Source organism: Bacillus sp. GW823-FHT06A10, from assembly GCF_058795375.1.
The window spans coordinates 2,833,608-2,853,933 of the sequence record NZ_JBXAHT010000001.1 but is presented as its reverse complement, the minus strand read 5'-3'; the positions used below and the strand labels follow the sequence as shown (position 1 = coordinate 2,853,933).

Genomic DNA, 20,326 nt, shown 5'->3' with positions numbered 1-20,326 from the left:
TTCTATAAAAAATGGAAGTTATAGAATAAATTTTTTTTTTTATTTTTTGCAAGGTGAATGCAGGATGGTAATAAGGGGAGCTTATATTGTTTTATAAACCTTTTGTAAGTTACAGACGGCTGTTTTCCGTATAACATTAGGGTAGAGGAGGGGGAGAGAAAATGAAAAATTATATTCAAGGGATTGATCACGTGCAAGTAGCTGCACCTGTAGGGTGTGAAGAAGAGGCGCGTGATTTTTATGGGAATACGATTGGTATGGAAGAAATTCCAAAGCCAGAAGAGTTGAAAAAACGAGGTGGATGTTGGTTTAAATGCGGAAATCAAGAAATCCATATTGGTGTCGAGCGGAACTTTACACCAGCTAAAAAGGCTCATCCAGCTTTTTATGTGAATGAAATTAATGAATTTAAGCAAACACTTATAGAGCAAGGTGTTAAAGTGATTGATGATTATGCACGGCCAGATGTAATTCGATTTTACGTGTCAGATCCATTTGGAAACCGAATTGAATTTATGCAAAATAAAGACTAGGTGGATTCCCACCTAGTCTTTAACTTCTTCTGAAAAGTCCTAACACTTCTACAGTTTCTGTAATATTAACGAAAGCATTCGGGTCGATTTCAGAAATTGTTAGTTTCATACTTGCTAATTCTTCACGAGAAACGACGGTCATAAGTACACGCTTTTTCTCGCTTGAATAAGCACCTTCGCCATCAAGTAACGTTATTCCACGTACAACAGTTGAAAGAAGTTGTTTTTTCATTTTTTCTGCTTCATTTGTTACAATCATAAGTGTAACTTTACGATGTTTTGTATGAACAGCATCAATTACTTTACCAGTTACATAAATTGAAAGTAAGCTTGTAAGTGCAACATCCCAGGTGAAGAAGAATCCTGCGATTATTACAACGACTGCATTTAAAATAATAAGGAATCCGCCAAGTTTAATGTCTCGCTTGCGGGATAAAAGCATACCGATAATATCAAATCCACCAGTGGATCCATTACAGTTAAAAACAAGACCAATACCAGCTCCGGCGATGACACCTCCGAAGATAGAAGATAACAATGGGTCTGTTGCTACGACTTTTACTGGAACGTAGTATAATGCAACAGATAATACAACTACAGAGACAACTGTGTTAAAAATTACTTTTTTTCCAAGACCTATGTACCCTAAAATAAGGATAGGTAAGTTTAATACAAAGTTAATAATGCCTGTGTTTACAGGGGTTACAATCCCTAAAATAATAGCAATTCCGCCAATTCCACTACTTAAAATTTTGTGGGGGATAAGGAAAAGATTAAAGGCAACCGCAATAATAATAGAACCGATAATAACACCAAGGAATCTGACCATTTCTTTCCCGTCCTTCACTGAAAAATTCATATTATTTCAAGATTATATATGATATTGAAAGTTTTGGGTAAAAACAGTTTATTTAGGTAAATTAGATTAATCAAAAGAATTTGAGTATTTTATCATTTGAAAGGGGATACAGTTGTGAAGATAAAAACATATCAACAGAAAAGCCCGTTGAAGCAAGAATGTGAGGATTCTTATTTTTGTAATAAAGAAAAAAAGATTTATGGTGTATGTGACGGTGCAACACCACTTGTCCCGTTTCGTGATGAAAAGGGACATAATGGAGCATACATCGCTTCGCATTTATTTGCAAGTTATTTTACTGCATTACGAGAGAATCATAGTTTACAATTTGCAGTTGCCAAAGCAAATGAAGCATTGCAAAGCAAAATGTTAGAATATGAAGTAGACACGAGAAAAAAAGAGCATTTGTGGTGCACATGTATCGCGGCAGTCCAAATAGTTGGTGAGAAAATTGAATATGCGCAGCTTGGGGACTGTATGATTGTCGCAACTTTTCAAAATGGAACGATGCAAGTATTAACGAAAGACACAGTTGAAGGAATTAGTAAAAGAGCAAAAAAGAAGAGGGAAGAAGATCGTAAAAAAGGGTTATCTGTACCAGAAGAATATGTTTTTCAAGATGTTCGAGAACAGTTAAAATACAATCGTTATCTTGCAAATATGCCAAATGGTTATTCAGTTGCAAATGGAATGAAAGAAGCGATACATTATTTACAACATGGTGAATTACATACAGATGAAGTGAGTGGGATTTTTATTTGTTCAGACGGGTTATTTCACCCAGATTGGTCATTAGAACAAACTGTTGCATATATAAGAAAGAATAGTATAAACGAATATATAGCAATTATTGAAGAGCTAGAAGCGGAAAAGAGAATAAGGCCAGATGATAAAACGATTATTATGATTGATTTTTAAGAGGAGGCAGTTCAAATGGAAATTAAACGTGTCAATCTAACATTTCAAGATGAATTAGTTTCTTTAGAAAAAGTAAACAAACTGATTATTCACCATACAGCTGAAGATGGATGGGACGTGTATAAAACGCATGAATTTCATCAAACTGTAAGGGGGTGGAGCGGAATTGGTTACAACTATTTTATCGAAAAGGATGGAACTGTAGTGGAAGGACGAGGTTTACATATTGGAGCGCACGCGAAAGACCATAACCGCCATACAATTGGAATATGTATGACGGGAAATTTCGATAAATACGATCCAACTCCTGCACAAGTGAATGCATTATATTCTTTATGTAAACTGTTTATGAAGCAATTTGCTATAAAGAAAGAAAATATACTCGGTCATAGAGAGTTAGAAGGAGTTACAAAAAGCTGTCCTGGTAATCGTTTTTCTATGGTAGAGTTAAGGAAGATACTATCTTAAATATAGAGGAGTAACAACGATGATGAATATAAAAATACCAAATGATAAAAAAGAAGAACTTGTAGCACAAATTCAGCAATTTTTTATGGAAGAAGATTTAGATGAAATTGGACGTTTCCAAGCAGAGCGTTTAATAGAAGAAATGATTAAATTAGTTGGACCGTTTGCATATAATCAAGCAATTGGAGATGCAAGAAAGCTTGTAAGTGAGAAATTAACGAATATGGAAGAAGATTTATACGTGCTAGAAAAGAATGAAGGAAAATAAAAAAAAGAGCCGATGGGCTCTTTTTTTATTTTTCTTTCTTGTGTTCTTTATATTCATGTACTTTTTCTTTTACATTACCAACTGTATCTTTAGCAGTGCCTTTCACCTTATCCCATTTTCCTTCAGCTTGTAATTTCTTATTGTCAGTTACTTTCCCAACAACTTCTTTTACTTCACCTTTTACCTTATCAATGGCACCTTCTACTTTTTCTTTTAAACCATGATCATGTTTAGTCATACATTTCTCCTCCTTGTAGTTTGATTAGAATTCTCTTTTCATATTGCAAGTTGAATGATGTATCTAGTAATATCGTAACAAATCTAGTTTGAATATTCAAATGATTAATAGGATAGAAAAGGATTTGTCATAAAATGTTTAAAAATGTAACGGAAGGAGAAATAAAGTAAATTATATGTCTTTTGCGGTCCATATTGATTTTGTATAAGCAATTTTCATGTGGGCACGTTCCATGTTATTTTGACTGCCGCTACCGAACCTTGCTTGTCCAACTATTAAAGTACAATTTGATTCAATAGCTGTCTTAATTCGTTTTTGAATTAATGCAGTATGACAGCCTTTACGCTGAAATTCTGGCAAAGTAGCAGAAGCAGCTAATGATGCGACACCCTTATTTATATACAGGACACCAATACCAGCAGGGATATTTTGAACTTCAGCTATGAAAAAATGCCATCCTGGTTCATTGTAAAGAATTTCATTATTTTGGCGCACGCTATCTTTTGTAAAGGATGGCATATTAAATCCATGTACATAAATGTTTGCAAAAATATCAAACTCATTTTCTTTTAGTTTTCGTATTGTAATATTAGAAGGAAGAAGTGATGAACCCTCTCTCGGTATACTATACAAAGCAGTATGGAAGTTAGATTGATAAAACCCTTTTTGAGATAAGTATTGAAATAATTTAGTTGTACCTTGTGCTGGGGTAATTTCAAAACGACAAGGGATTTGTAGTGATTCATAATAAGAAATGATTGCATCAATCGCATCTGCATTTGTAATACCTTTTACCGTATTAAAAGCAGGACCAGCAATTATTTTTGATGAAAAGGCAGTGGCGCTACCGAATTTTTTCATTTGCACTTGCATTGGGTTTCCGCTTATTGTTTGTAGTCTCTCTAATCTAGAAGAGAGCATATCAATTTCTGCATTTTCAATTTCTGTTGCTATATCGAGTGTCATAACAGTAGTCATAAAATTCCTCCGTTAATAAATATATTTCATAGTACATATACGATTTTTGTTTTGAGATTCCTGTTGAAATGTGAGAGAATAAGAGGCTTTTTGGAAGGGAAATGGAAGTGAGCTGTCGAAGGGAGTGGAAACAGATTAAAGGTGGTGCTCTCATGAAACAAAAAACCGTGCAGACATGCTCTAATTGTGGTTCTCAAAACATAGGAGAAGGTGAGTTTGTCGGATATGCACAAATACGGAAAAAGGAAACGATGTTCACATCTTCACCGGTGGATGCTTATATTTGTACAGATTGCGGGAATATCCTTTCATTAAAAGTACGACATTATGAAAAGTTTAAGCAGAAGCCGTTATGATTATTGAGTAGTGACTTTATTAGAAAAGTTAATAAGAGTAATATTTTACATATATATATATGAGTATGCCTCAGATAAAGAGATGAAAACATATACTGTACATAGTTCGTTATATGACACATAAAAATATATAGAAGAAATTGTGAGGCAGTAGGAGGAAGAAAAAACAGCTCCTCTTGGAATATTTCATATTTAAAACTCCTTTAAATAAAGGAGTTTTTTTGTTTTTTTATAACAATAATTACCTTTAATTGTTATAAATGGTTATTAGGAGAGGGTGGTTTATTAACGCCATAATCATAGAAGAATAATAGCTAAATCGTATACAAAACCACTATATAACACATTCGCAACCGTAAGTTGACAAAGTGCAACCGCGGGAAGATAGAGATAAAGGCAATGTTTACATACAATTTAGGTAAGATAACAAAGGGGGACACACATATGGGATTTGGTGAAAAGCTTTTTAAATTAAGAAAAGAAAAGGGCCTTTCTCAAGAAGCATTAGCTGAAAAATTAAACACAACAAGGCAAGCGGTTAGTAAATGGGAAAACGGTCAAGGTTTTCCTGAAACTGAAAAGTTAATAATGATTGGAAATGTATTTGAAGTATCACTTGACTATTTATTAAAAGAAACTGCTGAGCAAAGTAACGAAAAGGAAAATAGTTATTATGTAAGTAAGGAAATGGCAGAAGGGTATGTAGTGTATGGACAAAAAATTTCTAAATATATTGCATTAGGATTTAGCTTGCTTATTTTATCTACAATACCGTACTTATTATTTAAAGAAAATGCAACAATGTCTACGTTTCTTGTCATTATCATTGCAGTGCTTGGAATCGGAGCAATGATGGCACCTGTAACGATAGAAGAGAGTCGATACAATGTATTGAAAAAGGAAGAACTACTATTTGATCAAAACTTTCTAAAAGAATTGACCAAAAGATATGCGACTATTAAGAAGAAGTATACGGCAGTAGTGATCGTTGGATTTTGTTTTATTGCAGCAGGAGCGATACCGTTTTTATTTGAGAAAAAACGAATTACTTCAGGAGAACTCGTACAGTATTATCCTTATTGTGTTGTACTTATTGCTATCGGAGTTTATCTTTTTGTTCGTGTGTTAGGGGTGTTAGAGACGTATCGGATTTTAGTAGAAAATAAGGAATACAGTAATCGTTTTATTTTTAAATTGAAAAAGAAAGTAAGGAAAATGGTAGATAGTTTATAAAAAATAAAAAACATGTTTCGAATCAATGTATTCAAAACATGTTTTTTATCGTTCTGAATTATTTCCAAAGAAATAATTCAGAAAATATAGAAAAATGTCGTAATCATTTGCGGAAGTCTGTTATAATAAACGAAAAAATGAAAACGCTTTAAAGGGGGATATAACCAATATGATGATGAATGTACCGCTAACAATTAGTTCTATGATGGAAAGAGCAGAAAAGTTATTCTCAAAGAAAGAAATTGTTTCTCGCACACATGATACCATTACGACATTAACGTATAAGCAGTTAGGGGAAAGGACGAGAAGACTTTCCAGTGCGTTGAAAAAGCTTGGAATTAAAGAAGGTGAACGTGTAGGAACGTTAGCGTGGAACCATCATCGACATGTGGAAGCGTATTTTGCTATTCCAGGTATTGCTTCTGTTTTGCACACAATTAACATTCGTTTATCTCCTCAACATATTTCATACATTATTCAGCACGCAGAAGACCGAATTCTACTTATAGATGAAGATCTCGTACCGCTTGTTGAAAATATTCAATCACAATTATCAACTGTACAAGCTTACATTATTATGACTGATAAAGATAAACTCCCAAATACGACGCTGAAGCCTGTATATCATTATGAAAAGCTATTAGAAGAAGGTGATCCAAATTTCCAATTTGTAAAAGATATTGATGAAAATACACCTGCTGGTATGTGTTATACGTCAGCGACTACAGGAAATCCAAAAGGTGTTGTATATACGCATCGTAGTACTGTATTACACTGTATGGCACTCGGTTTAGCGGATACAGCTGCTTTATCGGAAAGTGATGCAGCAATGGCAATCGTCCCGATGTTTCATGTGAACGCTTGGGGACTTCCTTTTGCGGCTACTTGGTTTGGATCAAAACAAGTTCTTCCTGGACCGATGTTTACTCCAAAAATTTTATTAGAGATGATTCAATCAGAAAAAGTGACGTTAGCTGCGGGTGTGCCGACAATTTGGCTCGGCGTATTACAAGAGTTAGAAAATAATAGTTACGATTTATCTAGTATGACGAGAATACTATGCGGAGGTGCAGCGGCGCCGAAAAGTGTTATTAAAGCATTTGAACAGAAACATAATGTTCCGTTCATACATGCATATGGTATGACTGAAACGAGTCCACTCGTAACACTTGCACGTTTAAAAAGTTATGAAACGGAATTATCGTATGAAGAGCAACTAGAAATTCGCTCTAAACAAGGATATCTTGTACCTGGTGTCGAGATGAAAGTAGTCGGTACAAATGGTGAAGTGAAGTGGGATGGTACTGAGATGGGAGAATTATGTTTACGAGCACCTTGGATCGCTGAAAGCTATTATAACGATGATCGTACTGTCGAAGGTTTTCGCGATGGATGGTTATATACTGGTGATGTTGTCACAGTGGATGAGGAAGGTTGCGTGAAAATTGTTGACCGTACGAAGGATGTTATTAAAAGCGGGGGAGAATGGATTTCTTCGGTCGATCTTGAAAATGCTTTAATGGCACATGATGCTATATTTGAAGCGGCTGTCGTTGCAGTTCCTCACCCTCAGTGGCAAGAGCGACCAATTGCCTGCGTTGTTCAAAAGAAAAATAGTACGGTTACAAAAGAAGAAATATATGAGTTTTTAAAACCACAGTTTGCGAAGTGGTGGTTGCCAGACGATATTGTCTTTATGGAAGAAATACCGAAAACATCTGTTGGGAAGTTTTTAAAACAGGCGCTTCGGAAAGAACTGGAGCATTTGCATAGAGAGAAATAAGTGAACTTTTATTTGTAAACTCTAATACATTAACGGTTGACAAAAGAGGAGTGGAAAGATAATATAATTTTTGTGATATGTTATCTAAAAACAATTTTAAGTTTACAAATAGGAGAAGCAAATATGAATACAAAAAATTTAGTTTTCGTCGCTTTATTTAGTTCTATTATGGGAGTGTTAGGGTTAATACCTCCGATTGCTCTTTCTATTACACCAGTTCCAATTACATTGCAATCACTCGGTGTTATGCTTGCGGGTGGGTTGTTAGGATCACGTCTAGGTGCGTTAAGTCAGCTTATTTTCTTACTTATTGTAGGAGTTGGAGCACCATTGCTTGCTGGTGGACGCGGTGGCCTTGGTGTATTTGTTGGACCAAGTGCAGGATATTTACTTGGTTACATCATTGGGGCGTTTGTTATTGGTTATTTAATTGAGCGTTTACGTGAAGTTTCTATTATAAAAGTATTATGTATTAATATAATTGGTGGTATTTTCGTAGTTTATGTATTTGGTATTACTGTACAAGCGTTCTTAATGGAAGTTTCTGTATGGGAGACAATGAAAGTGAGTGCTGTGTTTTTACCAGGGGATTGTATAAAAGCAATTATTGCGGCAGTTCTCGTAACAAAATTACATCGTTCATTGAAACATATTATTACGCCCGCTTTAAAGAATGGAAAATATACAAATGCGGGATGATAAAGGGAAGAAACACGTTAATTGCGTGTTTCTTTTTATTATTATTGCAAAGAAAGGACGTCTCATATGGGGATTACAAAAGAATATAAAAAGCATGCCTCTTTACAACCAAATAAAATAGCGATAAAGGAAAATGATAGAGTTTTAACATATAAAGAGTGGTTTGAATCAGTTTGTAAAGTAGCAAGCTGGTTAAATGAAAAAAAATCGAAGAATAAAACGATAGCAATCCTATTAGAAAATCGTATAGAGTTTTTACAACTATTTTCTGGTGCCGCTATGGCCGGGTGGGTTTGTGTTCCGTTAGATATAAAGTGGAAACAAGATGAGCTCAGAGAAAGAATTGAAATTAGTAATCCGGATATGATTGTGACAGAACGATATAAGGTGAATGATCTATTGGATGAAGAAGGAAGAGTAATTGAAATTGATGAGTGGAAAAGAATGATAGAGAAATATCTTCCTACATATTCCACTGTAGAAAGTGTACAACATGCTCCTTTTTATATGGGATTTACATCAGGATCAACAGGAACAGCAAAAGCATTTTTACGTGCACAACAATCGTGGGTTCATAGTTTTGATTGTAATGTACATGATTTTCATATGAAAAGGGAGGATTCGATTTTAATAGCTGGGACGCTCGTTCATTCTCTTTTCTTATACGGGGCAATAAGTGCATTATATGTAGGACAAACAGTGCACATTATGAGAAAGTTCTTTCCAAATCAAGTATTAGATAAGTTAGAAACTGAAAATATATCAGTTATGTATACAGTTCCGACAATGCTTGAATCTTTATATAAAGAAAGTAGATTAATAGAAAATAAAGTGAAAATTATTTCGTCAGGAGCGAAATGGGAAGCTGAAGCGAAAGAAAAAATAAAGAATATATTTCCTTATGCGAAAAGATATGAATTTTATGGTGCATCAGAGTTAAGTTTTGTAACAGCACTAGTCGATGCAGAAAGCGAAAGAAGGCCAAATTCAGTAGGAAAACCTTGTCATAATGTGCAAGTTCGAATATGTAATGAAGCAGGCGAAGAAGTACAAAAAGGTGAAATAGGAACTGTTTATGTGAAAAGTGATCAGTTTTTTATGGGATACATAATAGATGGGGTTTTAACACGGGAGTTGAATGCAGAAGGTTGGATGACAGTGCGAGATGTAGGCTATGAAGATGAAGAAGGCTTTATATATATTGTTGGTAGAGAGAAGAATATGATTTTATTTGGAGGAATCAATATTTATCCAGAAGAAATAGAAAGTGTATTACATGAACACCCAGCTGTTGATGAAATAGTTGTAATTGGTGTGAAAGATAGTTACTGGGGTGAAAAGCCCGTCGCGATCGTAAAAGGAAGTGCTACGAAACAACAATTAAAGAGTTTTTGCTTACAGAGATTATCCTCTTTTAAAATACCGAAAGAATGGCATTTTGTAGATGGAATACCTTATACAAATAGTGGGAAAATCGCTCGTATGGAAGCAAAAAGTATGATTGAAAACCGGGAGAAAATATATGAATAGAGCAGTTATTGTAGAGGCGAAAAGAACACCTATTGGTAAGAAGAATGGGATGTTAAAAGAGTATGAAGTTCAGCAATTAACAACGCCGCTTCTTACGTTTTTAAGTAAAGGGATTGAGAGGGAAATAGATGATGTCATATTAGGTAATGTTGTTGGGCCAGGAGGGAATGTTGCGAGATTATCTGCTTTAGAGGTGGGACTTGGCTATCATATTCCTGGTGTAACGATTGATCGGCAATGTGGTTCTGGTTTAGAAGCAATTCGAACTGCGTGTCATCTCATTCAAGGCGGGGCAGGTAAGTGTTATATCGCCGGGGGAGTAGAGAGTACAAGTACGTCACCTTTTCAAAAAAGAGCAAGATTTTCACCTGAAACAATTGGTGATCCTGACATGGGAGTAGCGGCTGAATATGTTGCGGAGCGTTATAATATAACGAGAGAAATGCAAGACGAGTATGCTTGTCTTAGTTATAAGCGGACACTGCAAGCGTTAGAAAAAGGATATATACATGATGAAATATTTTCTTTTAATGGATTATTAGATGAATCTATAAAGCCAGAAATGAATTATGAACGAATCATTAAAAGAACAAAGCCCGCATTTTTACAAAATGGAACAGTAACGGCAGGTAATTCATGCGGTGTAAATGATGGGGCATGTGCTGTTCTTGTAATGGAAGAGGGACAAGCCCGAAAGTTAGGATACAAGCCTGTACTTCGTTTCGTTCGTAGTGCTGTAGTGGGAGTGGATCCCAAGCTTCCAGGGACTGGTCCGATATTTGCGGTGAACAAATTATTAAACGAAATGAATGTAAAAGTAGAGGACATCGATTATTTTGAAATAAATGAAGCATTCGCCTCAAAAGTTGTTGCTTGCGCAAAAGAGTTACAAATTCCGTACGAAAAAGTAAATGTAAATGGTGGAGCAATTGCGCTCGGTCATCCGTACGGTGCATCTGGTGCTATGCTTGTAACACGTTTGTTTTATCAGGCACAAAGAGAGTCTATGAAATATGGAATTGCTACATTAGGAATTGGAGGCGGGATAGGGATTGCGCTATTATTTGAAAAAGTAGAAGACTAGCGAGGTAACTAGTTTTCTACTTTTTGAGGAACATAAATATTGCTACCAGGCTTCGCTTTCATTTCGTTCCAAGCAGCAATCGCATCAGCTTTTGCTTTCCCTTTATTATTTGGATCTTCGAAAAAGTCACGAGTAAAGCGATTGTATTCAAATTGTGTACCGATAGTTGTTTTGTATGTAGGGTCTTTTTTTCGTTCGTTTTCTTCATGCCAAAAAGCTATCGCGTCTTCATATGTTTTTCCAACATTCTCTTTGAAAAATTTTTGAAGAGCTACTGTAAAGCGGAAGTTTGTTCCGATTTTTTCTTTGAAAAAAGCACGAACATCTTCGCTACAGCGGTGATTGTTAGTAATAATCGTTTGAAGAGAAAGGTCTTTATAGGATAGGGAAGCTTTACTCACCTTTTGAACAGAGCTGTTTTTTAATATTTTACCAGTAGTTAAATAATGTGAGATACGCTCGGTTATTTCGATCTTAGAGCCACTAGCTGGCAACCCATTCTCACGACAAAATGTTTGGAGTTCTGCTTTTAACCAATAATAGTTTTGGAAATCTTCAAGTGATATAGACTTTGTTAAAGTTGGACGCATGAATGTAACAACTACTTTCTTCCATAATTTTCTTCAATTATAAAACGTATGTTCTTTTTATGGAAGGGTTAATTTGTAAATATAATGGGAAGAGGAGATTACATATGGAAAATGTAATGCAAGTTCGTGTTACGGGAATTTTAATTGAAGGTGAAAAATTATTGCTAGTAAAGCAAAAAGTTGCTAATAGGAATTGGTCTTTACCTGGAGGAAGAGTGGAGAATGGTGAAATGTTAGAAGAGGCGATGATTAGAGAAATGAGAGAAGAAACGGGATTAGAAGTTAAAATTAAGAAGCTACTCTATGTTTGTGATAAACTGGATGCCAGTCCATCTTTATTACATATTACATTTCTACTTGAAAAGCTTACAGGGGAAATTATGTTACCCTCTAATGAATTTGATCATAATCCAATTCATGATGTGCAAATGGTGCCGATTAAAGATTTAAGTCATTATGGTTTTTCGGAAACTTTTATAACTCTTATAAGTGAAGGTTTTTCAAATGCAGGGAGTTACCAAGGATTGAAACAAAATATTGGCCTGTAACTATAGAGTAAGGATAGCTATTAGCTATCCTTACTAAAAATGCTTTACACCGCCGACTGTAAAGAAGAAACAAGCTGATTTAAAAATTCATCTCCGCTCATAATTGCTTTCCCGCCACCGCGAGCACTCTTCTTATTTCCGCCACCTTTTCCTTCGATTGTAGGAAGAGCGTCTTTTAAAAGAGCATTCATATCGAGTGATACTGATTTTCCGCAAGCGAGAATACATTGTAGTTTGTCATCATTTTCGATGACGAAATACGTAATTGCATGCTCTTGTTGTTCTGTAATAATAGCGGAAAGCTTTGCGATTTCTTGCATAGAACGATTTGTAAATACTTTAGAAATAAGTATGTCAGCATGAATTTTTATAGGCTGTAGAAGTAGTTCATTTGCCTCTGCAAATAATAATTTTTCATTCATTGTTTGTATTGCTTTTTCGTTTTCTTTTTGAGAAGTAAGCAGTTGCGCCACTTTTGCTGGAATATCAGTTTCGCTACTGTTTAATTGTTTAGAAACATCTTTCATAATTTGTTGCTGTTGTCCCATTAATTTAAGTGTACGCCAACCAGCGATAAACGTTAAGCGTATACCACCTTTATTGCGCTCCCATCCTAGTACTTGAATAGGACCAACTTCACCAGTTCGTTTCGGATGCGTTCCACCACAACCGTTGTAGTCAAAGTTTTCGATAATAACAACCCGTATATTTTCTGTCATAGTCGGTTCTTTACGAAGGGGCAACGTTTTCGCTTCTTCTAAGTTCATCCACTGGATGCGGATTGGATGGTTTTCAAAAACAATTTTGTTTGCAATTTGTATTGCTTTTTCAACCGTTTCTGCATGAAGATTTTCTGTTTCTAAATCAATTGTTACTGTTTCTTTACCAAGATGGAATCCAATTGTAGGCATGTTAAAATGGTCCCAAAAAGCAGCAGATAAAATGTGCTGAGCTGCATGTTGTTGCATATGATCAAAACGGCGCTCCCAATTGATTTTACCTTCTACGTCTTCTGTATGTAATTGTTCTGCAATGTAGTGACGAATTTCTCCGTTTATCTCTTCTACATTGATTACATTGATATCATTTAATGTACCAGTATCATATGGTTGTCCGCCACCTGTCGGATAAAATGCTGTTTCATTCAAAACAACGTATAAGTTACCGTCTTTATCATAATCTTGCTTTATAATTTTAGTAGTAAAGTCTTGCTTATAAGCGTCAGTGTAATATAATTTGTGCTCCAATTTTCTTTCTCCCCTCGCATTAACTAGTTTCATTGTAATGCAATTGAAATTAGTTTCCTAATATTTCAGAAGAAAGAAACTATTTTTAGAATTTTCTTGCTATAATAAGGGAAAGAAAATGCGGGGGTGGAATAAATATGTTATATGAAAACGGCGTAGATAAACTGCTTAGTTTAAGTAGAAATATTTCCGAATTATATCGAGAATTAAACGAAATGACCCGGATTTTAACGGATTGTAATCGAGAAAGTGTGAAGTTTGATCGATTATATGTAAAAGAGTTACTTTGGAAGAAAGAAGATGTAATAGAGAAATATGACCAGCTACTTGTACAACTTTGTATTAACGAATGCTTTGATCTAAAAAGTGTCATTACAGGGGAATATAAGTATACATATGAAGAAGTAGAAAACATAGTTTTACAATTTAATGAAAAGTATAATGTCGCAATCTTAATTAAAGATGTGTGTAAAGAATTACAGTTCACATATGGAATTGATATGGACATAACGAGAACAACTCGGGTATCAACAGCTCAAGTATAGAAAAAGGAAAAGAAAGCAGATCCTTTGCTTTCTTTTTTTGTGAAAATAGAGAGAGTAGGTTTAACGATGAAGGGGAAGTTACAGCATATTCATCCGCTTGGAATGAGTATTATTTTAGGTACATTGTTTGCTAGGTTTGCAACTTCAATGAGTATCCCTTTTTTAGCGATTTATTTAACGACTGTTAAAGGTGTATCAGCTGGAATGACTGGTGCTATTATCGGAACGAGTGCACTTGTTGGTGTTTTTGCTAGTTTTATCGGAGGGAATTTATCAGATCGATTTGGCCGGAAAACGATTATGCTCTGGTCCATGATCGTTTGGGTTTTTGTGTTTATAGGTTTTTCACTTGCGGATCATGTTTTAAGTTTCTTTTTATTAAACGCTTTAAATGGATTATGTAGGTCGTTTTTTGAGCCAACATCAAGAGCATTATTATCAGATTTAACAAAGCCTGAGTATCGGTTACTCGTCTATAACTTACGATACGGTGCAATAAATGTTGGAGTTGCAATTGGACCAATTGTTGGATTACAGATTGGAAGTGCAAAATCAACAATTCCTTTTTTAGTAGCAGCTGGGGTATATATTCTATATACAGCTATATTAGCGTTCCAATTTAAGAAGTATCCAATGGAAAAAAAGAAAGTGAGTACAGAAAAAACTGTTACAATGCTAAATGCAATACGTATATTGCGAAAAGATATAGTATTTTTAGTTGCTTTAGTCGGTATTATTTTGAGTAATTGCGGTTTTTCCCATTTAACGACGACAGTATCTCAATATTTTGCAAATGCACATATATTTGAGGATGGGGTGAAGCTATTCTCATATATGCTCGCTTTAAATGCAATTGTTGTAGTGATTATCCAATACCCTGTTATTCAAATGTGCAAAAAGTATACACCGTTAACATCAATTATGGTTGGGACTTTATTTGTGAGCGGGGGATTATTTGGCTTTGGAATAGTAGAATCTATGCTAGGTGCTGCCGTTTGTACAATTATTTTTACAATTGGAGAAGTCTTAATGTTTTCGATGACGGATGTATTTATTGATGATATTGCTGTTGCGCATCTAAAAGGAACATACTTCGGTGCGATGGGCTTTTCGGGAATTGGAGTAGTAATAGGTCCGTGGTTCGGAGGAGTACTTCTCGATTACTACGGGTACCAAAATGGGTTTGCGGTATTTTCAGCACTAGCTATATTTTCAACTGTGGCATTTCCTGTGCTTTTAGTTACAAAAGGTTTATCGAAAAAAAGATATGATAGAAATTCTAATATAGAAATGCATGCGAAATAACATAAGCCCCAGTAACCAACTGGGGCTTAGTTTGAATTATATTAACTCTTAATTTGAAAAAAGAACTTTTTTTTCATGCTTATCAGCAACTTCATTTTTGGAAATATGAATGGCTAAAAATCCGTTTTCTAAGCAGGCTAGCATCTTTTTATAAATGATAGTAGTAGGTAAAGGGATTGTTCGTTGTAAGTAAATGTTTTTATGAAGTATGCATATAGCTAGGCCTGTCTCTAACTTTTTAATGAGTACATTTTGTTCCGTGACATTTTGTACATCTGTTTCCAAAATATATTCTTCTTCGGTTTCGCAAAGATCGATGTGAATTTGATTTGGAAAGCTAAAGTTACTATAAGAATCGGAACAAAATTGATCCATCCATTCTTCGAAACCATCAACATGAAAAAGACAATTCTTCTTTTTCTTGCCCATGTAAGACACCCTCCGTAAAATATCAATTCATATCATGTTATGCATGAATGAAACAGAGGTGAAGAATAAATGATGAAATACAAACATTTTATGTTGAATGTGCACGGTATGTGAATGTTTTTATTACATATCATGATGTGAATGTTTTTTTTGGCGTGAATGGTTACGGTTTTTTACTTTATGAGATCCGCTTAATGGTTCAGGTTGTCCTTGTTTTTCTTTTGATTCACGGTTGTTTTTACCCATTGTATATGACACCTCCTCTTTCTTTTTAGAATGAGAGAAGTTGGCGATTTTATACGAGAATGTTTTTAGAAAAAAAGGTAAAGATAAAGGGGACTAACAATTATAGAAAGGGGATTATATAATGCCATATCATAAAGATAAGCAACAAGCCTTTCAAGCGGCACAGCAAGGAGTTACACAAGCAGAAAATGCATTTAATAATATTGTGAAAAATGACCCTAACTACGGTCATGATTTAAAAGAGTTACGCCAAGAGGTTCAGGAAGCGTATGAACAAATTCAAAATGCACTAGAGGTAGCTTCAGAAACACAACGTCCACAACTTGAGCAATATGAAAATAATCTCCAAAATATAATGCGAAATGTAGATCAATTAGAAAAGTAAATGAGGTTGTTGTCTATTCGACAACCTTGCTGCTTTAGTAAACGTTATGCTAAAACAGAAAATTTTTCTATTAGTTTTTTCTTTGTTATGTGCAGTACATATATTTCAAGTGGAAAAAGTGGAAGCGAAAATGTTGCTCAGAAAAGAGTTAGAACCAACTGGTTATGTAACATGGGAAGTACCTAATAATGAAAAAATTATTGCAATTACATTTGATGATGGGCCAGATCCAACGTATACACCACAAGTTTTAGATTTATTACGTCAATATAAGGCGGAAGCGACATTTTTTATGATTGGATTTCGAGTTCAGCGTAATCCATATTTAGTAAAGCAAGTGTTAAAAGAGGGACATGAGATTGGAAATCATACGATGAATCATTTGTACGCAAGTAATTCGTCAGATGAAAAATTAGAAAATGATATTTTAGATGGAAAGAAATTTTTTGAAAAATGGGTGAAAGAACCTTTGCTATTCCGTCCTCCTGGCGGATATATTAACGATGCTGTATTTAAAACAGCGAAAGAGGCTGGCTATCAAACCGTTCTATGGTCGTGGCATCAAGACCCGCGTGATTGGGCAAATCCAGGGGTTGAATCCATTGTAAATCATGTAGTGAAAAATGCTAAAAGTGGCGATATTGTATTGTTACATGATGGAGGGAATGATCGTAGTCAAACGGTAGCAGCGCTAGCAAAAATTTTACCTGAGCTGAAAAAACAGGGCTATCGATTTGTAACGGTTTCGGAATTACTACGTTATAAACATTAGAAGAAATCCCAAAAGGAAAATAGACCTTTTGGGATTTTTCTTTACTGGTTCTTTTTACGTTTCTTATTATTTTGTCGCTCTGCTGGAGTTAAAGGCTCGTTTGCAAATTCTTCATTGTAACCAGTTCCTTGTCCTTGTGCAGATGCAGCATTTATTCCTGAAATAGTATGATTTGCTTTTCTTTTACCCATTTTATTTCACCCCTATAACATTTTTTGTATGTTGAATGATGAGCAGTTCATAGTATGTATGAACTGTAAGTAAACCGCTGATAGAGCACTTTACTTTATGATAATAGTATTCATAAGGAGCATGAAAGCTATTCAAATTTAGAAACATAAAGAAAACTTATGATAATCTATAAGTTTCTTATTATTTACTTATTTAGAAAGTTGTAATAAGATATTATCGTAAGGTATTGAAAAGTTTGTCTACATTTTATATTCAGACAACTTAGTCACGTTTAACAGGGGGGAAACATAATGGTCAAACATAATCCATTTCAATCACGTGCAACTTTTGAAGTAGATGGAAAAACGTATCATTATTATGATTTGAAAGCGCTTGAAAATGCAGGGGTTGGCAACGTATCTCAATTACCATATTCCGTGAAAGTTTTACTTGAATCAGTACTTCGTCAAGTAGACGGACGTGTAATCACAGAAGAGCATGTTACAAATTTAGCGAAATGGGGAACGAAAGATGTGCAAGATATCGATGTTCCATTTAAACCATCACGTGTAATTTTACAAGATTTCACTGGTGTTCCAGCTGTTGTTGATTTGGCTTCGCTTCGTAAAGCAATGGCAGACATGGGTGGGGATCCTGACAAAATTAATCCTGAAATTACTGTAGACCTTGTAATTGACCACTCTGTACAGGTTGATAGAGCGGGTACGGCAGACGCGCTTGCATTCAACATGGACTTAGAGTTTAAACGTAATGAAGAACGTTATAAATTTTTAAGCTGGGCACAAAAATCATTTGATAACTACCGTGCAGTTCCACCAGCTACAGGCATTGTACACCAAGTAAACCTTGAATATTTAGCACCAGTTGTTCATGCTGTGAAAAATGCTGAAGGTGACTTAGTTGCATACCCAGATTCATTAGTTGGAACAGACTCGCATACAACAATGATTAACGGTATCGGCGTTCTTGGATGGGGCGTTGGTGGTATTGAAGCAGAAGCAGGAATGCTTGGACAGCCTTCATACTTCCCAGTACCTGAAGTAATCGGTGTGAAATTAACTGGCACACTTCCAAGTGGTACTACAGCAACAGACGTTGCATTAAAAGTAACACAAGTATTACGTCAAAAAGGTGTAGTTGGTAAATTTGTTGAGTTCTTCGGTAATGGACTAAAGAGCATGCCTTTAGCTGACCGTGCAACAATTTCAAATATGGCACCAGAATACGGCGCAACTTGTGGATTCTTCCCAATCGATGATATTTCATTAGAATACTTACGTTTAACAGGTAGAGATGAAGAGCAAATTCGTATTGTTGAAGAATACTGTAAAGCGAACGGTTTATTCTATACAGCAGACAGTAAAGATCCAATCTACACTGATCTTGTTGAAATTGATTTAAATACAATCGAATCTAACCTTTCTGGACCGAAACGCCCACAAGATTTAATTCCACTTTCAGATATGAAAGATGCGTTCCACAAAGCTGTTTTAGCACCAGTTGGAACACAAGGACTTGGATTTAATGAGCAAGAGTTCGATAAAGAAGTGAAGGTTACATTAGAAGATAAAGAAGTAACGATGAAAACAGGTGCAATTGCAATCGCTGCAATTACAAGCTGTACAAATACATCAAACCCATACGTATTAATCGGGGCAGGTCTAGTTGCGAAGAAAGCAATTGAAAAAGGACTTGTAGTACCTGAGTACGTAAAAACATCATTAGCACCAGGATCTAAAGTTGTTACTGAGTACTTAGATAAATCAGGTTTAACAACATATTTAGACCAATTAGGTTTCCAAACAGTTGGTTACGGCTGTACGACTTGTATCGGTAACTCTGGTCCATTAGCGCCAGAATTAGAAGAATCAATCGCAGCAAACGACTTACTAGTAACATCTGTTTTATCTGGTAACCGTAACTTTGAAGGTCGTATTCATCCTCTTGTAAAAGCAAACTACTTAGCATCACCACCACTTGTTGTGGCATATGCACTTGCAGGTACTGTTGATATTGACCTGAAAAATGATGAAATCGGTAAAGATGCAAATGGCAATGCTGTTTACTTCAACGATATTTGGCCATCAGCTAAAGAAATTGAAGATGTAGTTCAAAGTGTTGTTACATCTGAACTGTTCAAGAAAGAATATGCACAAGTATTTAACAGCAATGAGCGTTGGAATGAAATCCAAACTTCAAACGAAGCTTTATATACTTGGGATAATGATTCAACATACATTCAAAACCCACCATTCTTTGAAGGTTTATCTAAAGAGCCAGGTGAAGTTGAAACGTTATCAGGTTTACGCATAGTTGGTAAATTTGGTGATTCTGTAACGACAGACCACATTTCACCAGCAGGTTCAATTGGTAAGCACACACCAGCTGGACGCTACTTATTAGAAAACGGCGTACAACCAGTTGACTTTAACTCTTACGGTTCTCGTCGTGGTAACCATGAAGTTATGATGCGTGGTACATTTGCAAACATCCGTATTAAAAACCAAATCGCACCAGGAACAGAAGGTGGATATACAACATATTGGCCAACTGGTGAAGTAACATCAATCTATGATGCTGCTATGAAATATAAAGAAGATGGAACAGGTCTTCTAGTTGTTGCTGGTAAAGATTACGGTATGGGAAGTTCTCGTGACTGGGCTGCGAAAGGTACTAACTTATTAGGTATTAAAGCAGTAATCGCAGAAAGCTTCGAACGTATTCACCGCAGTAACTTAGTATTAATGGGTGTATTACCACTTCAATTTAAAGATGGCGAAAGTGCTGAAACGTTAGGTCTTGTTGGTAACGAGTCATTTGAAATTCAAATTGACAAAACAGTTAGACCGCGCGATCTTGTAAAAGTAGTTGCAACTGATTTAGATGGCAACGAAAAACAATTTGAAGTAGTAGCTCGTTTCGATAGTGAAGTAGAAATTGACTACTACCGTCACGGTGGTATTCTGCAAATGGTTCTTCGTGAGAAAATCGAAGAATCAAAAGTGTCAAACTAAATAATTGAAATGAAAAATAAGGAAGCTAACAATAGTTAGCTTCCTTATTTTATGGAAAGGGATGAAACCATATGGTTTCATCCCTTTCTTTTTACTACGAAAAGTG

General features: G+C 35.3%; 24 protein-coding genes. 16 read left to right on the top strand and 8 right to left on the bottom strand.

The window, feature by feature from the left end:
• Positions 1-161: 161 nt before the first annotated feature.
• Complete coding sequence (locus AC1Q8M_RS14420; RefSeq protein ID WP_000800772.1) at positions 162-533, top strand: VOC family protein; 372 nt, start codon at positions 162-164, stop codon at positions 531-533.
• A 19-nt stretch (positions 534-552) separates the two neighbouring features.
• Here AC1Q8M_RS14420 and AC1Q8M_RS14415 read toward each other — a convergent pair whose 3' ends face one another.
• Complete coding sequence (locus AC1Q8M_RS14415) at positions 553-1,362, bottom strand: YitT family protein (RefSeq protein ID WP_000251344.1); 810 nt, start codon at positions 1,360-1,362, stop codon at positions 553-555.
• 126 nt (positions 1,363-1,488) lie between these two features.
• Between AC1Q8M_RS14415 and AC1Q8M_RS14410 the strand changes: the two genes are divergently transcribed.
• From AC1Q8M_RS14410 to AC1Q8M_RS14400, 3 genes are read left to right on the top strand one after another with little or no spacing between them, the layout of a single operon-like run.
• Positions 1,489-2,310 (top strand): protein phosphatase 2C domain-containing protein, encoded by an 822-nt coding sequence (locus tag AC1Q8M_RS14410; RefSeq protein WP_002041632.1) that lies wholly within the window; start codon positions 1,489-1,491, stop codon positions 2,308-2,310.
• Between the two features lie 15 nt (positions 2,311-2,325).
• Positions 2,326-2,778: a peptidoglycan recognition protein family protein gene (locus AC1Q8M_RS14405; protein WP_000404003.1), complete on the top strand. Its 453-nt coding sequence runs from the start codon at positions 2,326-2,328 to the stop codon at positions 2,776-2,778.
• A gap of 19 nt (positions 2,779-2,797) precedes the next feature.
• Positions 2,798-3,046, top strand: a complete 249-nt coding sequence (locus AC1Q8M_RS14400; RefSeq protein WP_000981066.1) for a DUF2164 domain-containing protein — start codon at positions 2,798-2,800, stop codon at positions 3,044-3,046.
• 25 nt (positions 3,047-3,071) lie between these two features.
• Here the strand turns inward: AC1Q8M_RS14400 and AC1Q8M_RS14395 are convergent, their stop codons facing one another.
• Both AC1Q8M_RS14395 and AC1Q8M_RS14390 read right to left on the bottom strand, forming a co-directional pair.
• Entirely contained in the window at positions 3,072-3,284 is a 213-nt protein-coding gene (locus AC1Q8M_RS14395; RefSeq protein WP_000160410.1) for a CsbD family protein, read from the bottom strand.
• Between the two features lie 171 nt (positions 3,285-3,455).
• Positions 3,456-4,262 (bottom strand): GNAT family N-acetyltransferase, encoded by an 807-nt coding sequence (locus AC1Q8M_RS14390; protein ID WP_098366047.1) that lies wholly within the window; start codon positions 4,260-4,262, stop codon positions 3,456-3,458.
• Positions 4,263-4,414: 152 nt separating this feature from the next.
• Here AC1Q8M_RS14390 and AC1Q8M_RS14385 point away from each other — a divergent pair, with 152 nt between their 5' ends.
• The 6 genes from AC1Q8M_RS14385 to AC1Q8M_RS14360 all read left to right on the top strand — a co-directional run bounded on the left by AC1Q8M_RS14385 (position 4,415) and on the right by AC1Q8M_RS14360 (position 10,947).
• Entirely contained in the window at positions 4,415-4,618 is a 204-nt protein-coding gene (locus tag AC1Q8M_RS14385) for a hypothetical protein (protein WP_033693195.1), read from the top strand.
• Between the two features lie 444 nt (positions 4,619-5,062).
• A complete protein-coding gene (locus AC1Q8M_RS14380) occupies positions 5,063-5,851 on the top strand; it encodes a helix-turn-helix domain-containing protein (RefSeq protein ID WP_090977375.1) in 789 nt (262 codons plus the stop codon).
• A gap of 169 nt (positions 5,852-6,020) precedes the next feature.
• Positions 6,021-7,634 carry a long-chain fatty acid--CoA ligase gene (locus AC1Q8M_RS14375; protein ID WP_061660267.1) on the top strand — a complete coding sequence of 538 codons (1,614 nt, stop codon included), beginning with the start codon at positions 6,021-6,023 and terminating at the stop codon, positions 7,632-7,634.
• Positions 7,635-7,757: 123 nt separating this feature from the next.
• The gene (locus tag AC1Q8M_RS14370; RefSeq protein ID WP_001093335.1) at positions 7,758-8,333 is read left to right on the top strand and encodes a biotin transporter BioY; all 576 of its coding nucleotides are present in this window, start codon (positions 7,758-7,760) and stop codon (positions 8,331-8,333) included.
• Between the two features lie 66 nt (positions 8,334-8,399).
• Positions 8,400-9,863, top strand: coding sequence for an acyl-CoA synthetase (locus AC1Q8M_RS14365; RefSeq protein ID WP_000513156.1), 1,464 nt, complete (start codon positions 8,400-8,402; stop codon positions 9,861-9,863).
• Positions 9,856-10,947, top strand: a complete 1,092-nt coding sequence (locus tag AC1Q8M_RS14360) for an acetyl-CoA C-acyltransferase (protein WP_001078010.1) — start codon at positions 9,856-9,858, stop codon at positions 10,945-10,947. Before AC1Q8M_RS14365 ends, AC1Q8M_RS14360 begins: the two co-directional genes overlap by 8 nt.
• An 8-nt stretch (positions 10,948-10,955) precedes the next feature.
• Here the strand turns inward: AC1Q8M_RS14360 and AC1Q8M_RS14355 are convergent, their stop codons facing one another.
• Complete coding sequence (locus AC1Q8M_RS14355; RefSeq protein ID WP_001247912.1) at positions 10,956-11,537, bottom strand: DUF6434 domain-containing protein; 582 nt, start codon at positions 11,535-11,537, stop codon at positions 10,956-10,958.
• A 104-nt stretch (positions 11,538-11,641) separates the two neighbouring features.
• Between AC1Q8M_RS14355 and AC1Q8M_RS14350 the strand changes: the two genes are divergently transcribed.
• Positions 11,642-12,085 carry an NUDIX domain-containing protein gene (locus AC1Q8M_RS14350; protein ID WP_098360614.1) on the top strand — a complete coding sequence of 148 codons (444 nt, stop codon included), beginning with the start codon at positions 11,642-11,644 and terminating at the stop codon, positions 12,083-12,085.
• A gap of 44 nt (positions 12,086-12,129) precedes the next feature.
• Here the strand turns inward: AC1Q8M_RS14350 and AC1Q8M_RS14345 are convergent, their stop codons facing one another.
• Complete coding sequence (locus tag AC1Q8M_RS14345) at positions 12,130-13,332, bottom strand: serine-tRNA(Ala) deacylase AlaX (RefSeq protein WP_000400374.1); 1,203 nt, start codon at positions 13,330-13,332, stop codon at positions 12,130-12,132.
• Positions 13,333-13,469: 137 nt separating this feature from the next.
• Here AC1Q8M_RS14345 and AC1Q8M_RS14340 point away from each other — a divergent pair, with 137 nt between their 5' ends.
• The gene (locus AC1Q8M_RS14340; protein ID WP_000965149.1) at positions 13,470-13,877 is read left to right on the top strand and encodes a hypothetical protein; all 408 of its coding nucleotides are present in this window, start codon (positions 13,470-13,472) and stop codon (positions 13,875-13,877) included.
• Between the two features lie 66 nt (positions 13,878-13,943).
• Positions 13,944-15,182, top strand: a complete 1,239-nt coding sequence (locus AC1Q8M_RS14335; RefSeq protein WP_000676814.1) for an MDR family MFS transporter — start codon at positions 13,944-13,946, stop codon at positions 15,180-15,182.
• 48 nt (positions 15,183-15,230) lie between these two features.
• Here AC1Q8M_RS14335 and AC1Q8M_RS14330 read toward each other — a convergent pair whose 3' ends face one another.
• Complete coding sequence (locus tag AC1Q8M_RS14330; RefSeq protein WP_141532479.1) at positions 15,231-15,611, bottom strand: Hsp20/alpha crystallin family protein; 381 nt, start codon at positions 15,609-15,611, stop codon at positions 15,231-15,233.
• Positions 15,612-15,734: 123 nt separating this feature from the next.
• Positions 15,735-15,857, bottom strand: a complete 123-nt coding sequence (locus tag AC1Q8M_RS14325) for a small acid-soluble spore protein P (protein WP_000517654.1) — start codon at positions 15,855-15,857, stop codon at positions 15,735-15,737.
• Positions 15,858-15,978: 121 nt separating this feature from the next.
• Here AC1Q8M_RS14325 and AC1Q8M_RS14320 point away from each other — a divergent pair, with 121 nt between their 5' ends.
• Positions 15,979-16,242, top strand: coding sequence for a hypothetical protein (locus AC1Q8M_RS14320; protein WP_001146295.1), 264 nt, complete (start codon positions 15,979-15,981; stop codon positions 16,240-16,242).
• 46 nt (positions 16,243-16,288) lie between these two features.
• A complete protein-coding gene (gene pdaB / locus AC1Q8M_RS14315; RefSeq protein ID WP_061665781.1) occupies positions 16,289-17,014 on the top strand; it encodes a polysaccharide deacetylase family sporulation protein PdaB in 726 nt (241 codons plus the stop codon).
• Between the two features lie 41 nt (positions 17,015-17,055).
• Here pdaB and sspO read toward each other — a convergent pair whose 3' ends face one another.
• Positions 17,056-17,205, bottom strand: a complete 150-nt coding sequence (gene sspO / locus AC1Q8M_RS14310) for a small acid-soluble spore protein SspO (protein WP_098360616.1) — start codon at positions 17,203-17,205, stop codon at positions 17,056-17,058.
• Positions 17,206-17,496: 291 nt separating this feature from the next.
• Between sspO and acnA the strand changes: the two genes are divergently transcribed.
• Positions 17,497-20,220, top strand: coding sequence for an aconitate hydratase AcnA (gene acnA, locus AC1Q8M_RS14305; protein WP_000238552.1), 2,724 nt, complete (start codon positions 17,497-17,499; stop codon positions 20,218-20,220).
• The last annotated feature ends 106 nt before the right edge of the window (positions 20,221-20,326 follow it).

What these genes read in the sequence shown, in the direction of transcription:
- AC1Q8M_RS14420 (WP_000800772.1), top strand. Translation starts at nt 162, where the DNA reads ATGAAAAATTATATTCAAGGGATTGATCACGTGCAAGTAGCTGCACCT.
- AC1Q8M_RS14415 (WP_000251344.1), bottom strand. Translation starts at nt 1,362, where the DNA reads ATGGTCAGATTCCTTGGTGTTATTATCGGTTCTATTATTATTGCGGTT.
- AC1Q8M_RS14405 (WP_000404003.1), top strand. Translation starts at nt 2,326, where the DNA reads ATGGAAATTAAACGTGTCAATCTAACATTTCAAGATGAATTAGTTTCT.
- AC1Q8M_RS14400 (WP_000981066.1), top strand. Translation starts at nt 2,798, where the DNA reads ATGATGAATATAAAAATACCAAATGATAAAAAAGAAGAACTTGTAGCA.
- AC1Q8M_RS14395 (WP_000160410.1), bottom strand. Translation starts at nt 3,284, where the DNA reads ATGACTAAACATGATCATGGTTTAAAAGAAAAAGTAGAAGGTGCCATT.
- AC1Q8M_RS14390 (WP_098366047.1), bottom strand. Translation starts at nt 4,262, where the DNA reads ATGACTACTGTTATGACACTCGATATAGCAACAGAAATTGAAAATGCA.
- AC1Q8M_RS14385 (WP_033693195.1), top strand. Translation starts at nt 4,415, where the DNA reads ATGAAACAAAAAACCGTGCAGACATGCTCTAATTGTGGTTCTCAAAAC.
- AC1Q8M_RS14380 (WP_090977375.1), top strand. Translation starts at nt 5,063, where the DNA reads ATGGGATTTGGTGAAAAGCTTTTTAAATTAAGAAAAGAAAAGGGCCTT.
- AC1Q8M_RS14375 (WP_061660267.1), top strand. Translation starts at nt 6,021, where the DNA reads ATGATGATGAATGTACCGCTAACAATTAGTTCTATGATGGAAAGAGCA.
- AC1Q8M_RS14370 (WP_001093335.1), top strand. Translation starts at nt 7,758, where the DNA reads ATGAATACAAAAAATTTAGTTTTCGTCGCTTTATTTAGTTCTATTATG.
- AC1Q8M_RS14365 (WP_000513156.1), top strand. Translation starts at nt 8,400, where the DNA reads ATGGGGATTACAAAAGAATATAAAAAGCATGCCTCTTTACAACCAAAT.
- AC1Q8M_RS14360 (WP_001078010.1), top strand. Translation starts at nt 9,856, where the DNA reads ATGAATAGAGCAGTTATTGTAGAGGCGAAAAGAACACCTATTGGTAAG.
- AC1Q8M_RS14355 (WP_001247912.1), bottom strand. Translation starts at nt 11,537, where the DNA reads ATGCGTCCAACTTTAACAAAGTCTATATCACTTGAAGATTTCCAAAAC.
- AC1Q8M_RS14350 (WP_098360614.1), top strand. Translation starts at nt 11,642, where the DNA reads ATGGAAAATGTAATGCAAGTTCGTGTTACGGGAATTTTAATTGAAGGT.
- AC1Q8M_RS14340 (WP_000965149.1), top strand. Translation starts at nt 13,470, where the DNA reads ATGTTATATGAAAACGGCGTAGATAAACTGCTTAGTTTAAGTAGAAAT.
- AC1Q8M_RS14335 (WP_000676814.1), top strand. Translation starts at nt 13,944, where the DNA reads ATGAAGGGGAAGTTACAGCATATTCATCCGCTTGGAATGAGTATTATT.
- AC1Q8M_RS14330 (WP_141532479.1), bottom strand. Translation starts at nt 15,611, where the DNA reads ATGGGCAAGAAAAAGAAGAATTGTCTTTTTCATGTTGATGGTTTCGAA.
- AC1Q8M_RS14325 (WP_000517654.1), bottom strand. Translation starts at nt 15,857, where the DNA reads ATGGGTAAAAACAACCGTGAATCAAAAGAAAAACAAGGACAACCTGAA.
- AC1Q8M_RS14320 (WP_001146295.1), top strand. Translation starts at nt 15,979, where the DNA reads ATGCCATATCATAAAGATAAGCAACAAGCCTTTCAAGCGGCACAGCAA.
- pdaB (WP_061665781.1), top strand. Translation starts at nt 16,289, where the DNA reads ATGCTAAAACAGAAAATTTTTCTATTAGTTTTTTCTTTGTTATGTGCA.
- sspO (WP_098360616.1), bottom strand. Translation starts at nt 17,205, where the DNA reads ATGGGTAAAAGAAAAGCAAATCATACTATTTCAGGAATAAATGCTGCA.
- acnA (WP_000238552.1), top strand. Translation starts at nt 17,497, where the DNA reads ATGGTCAAACATAATCCATTTCAATCACGTGCAACTTTTGAAGTAGAT.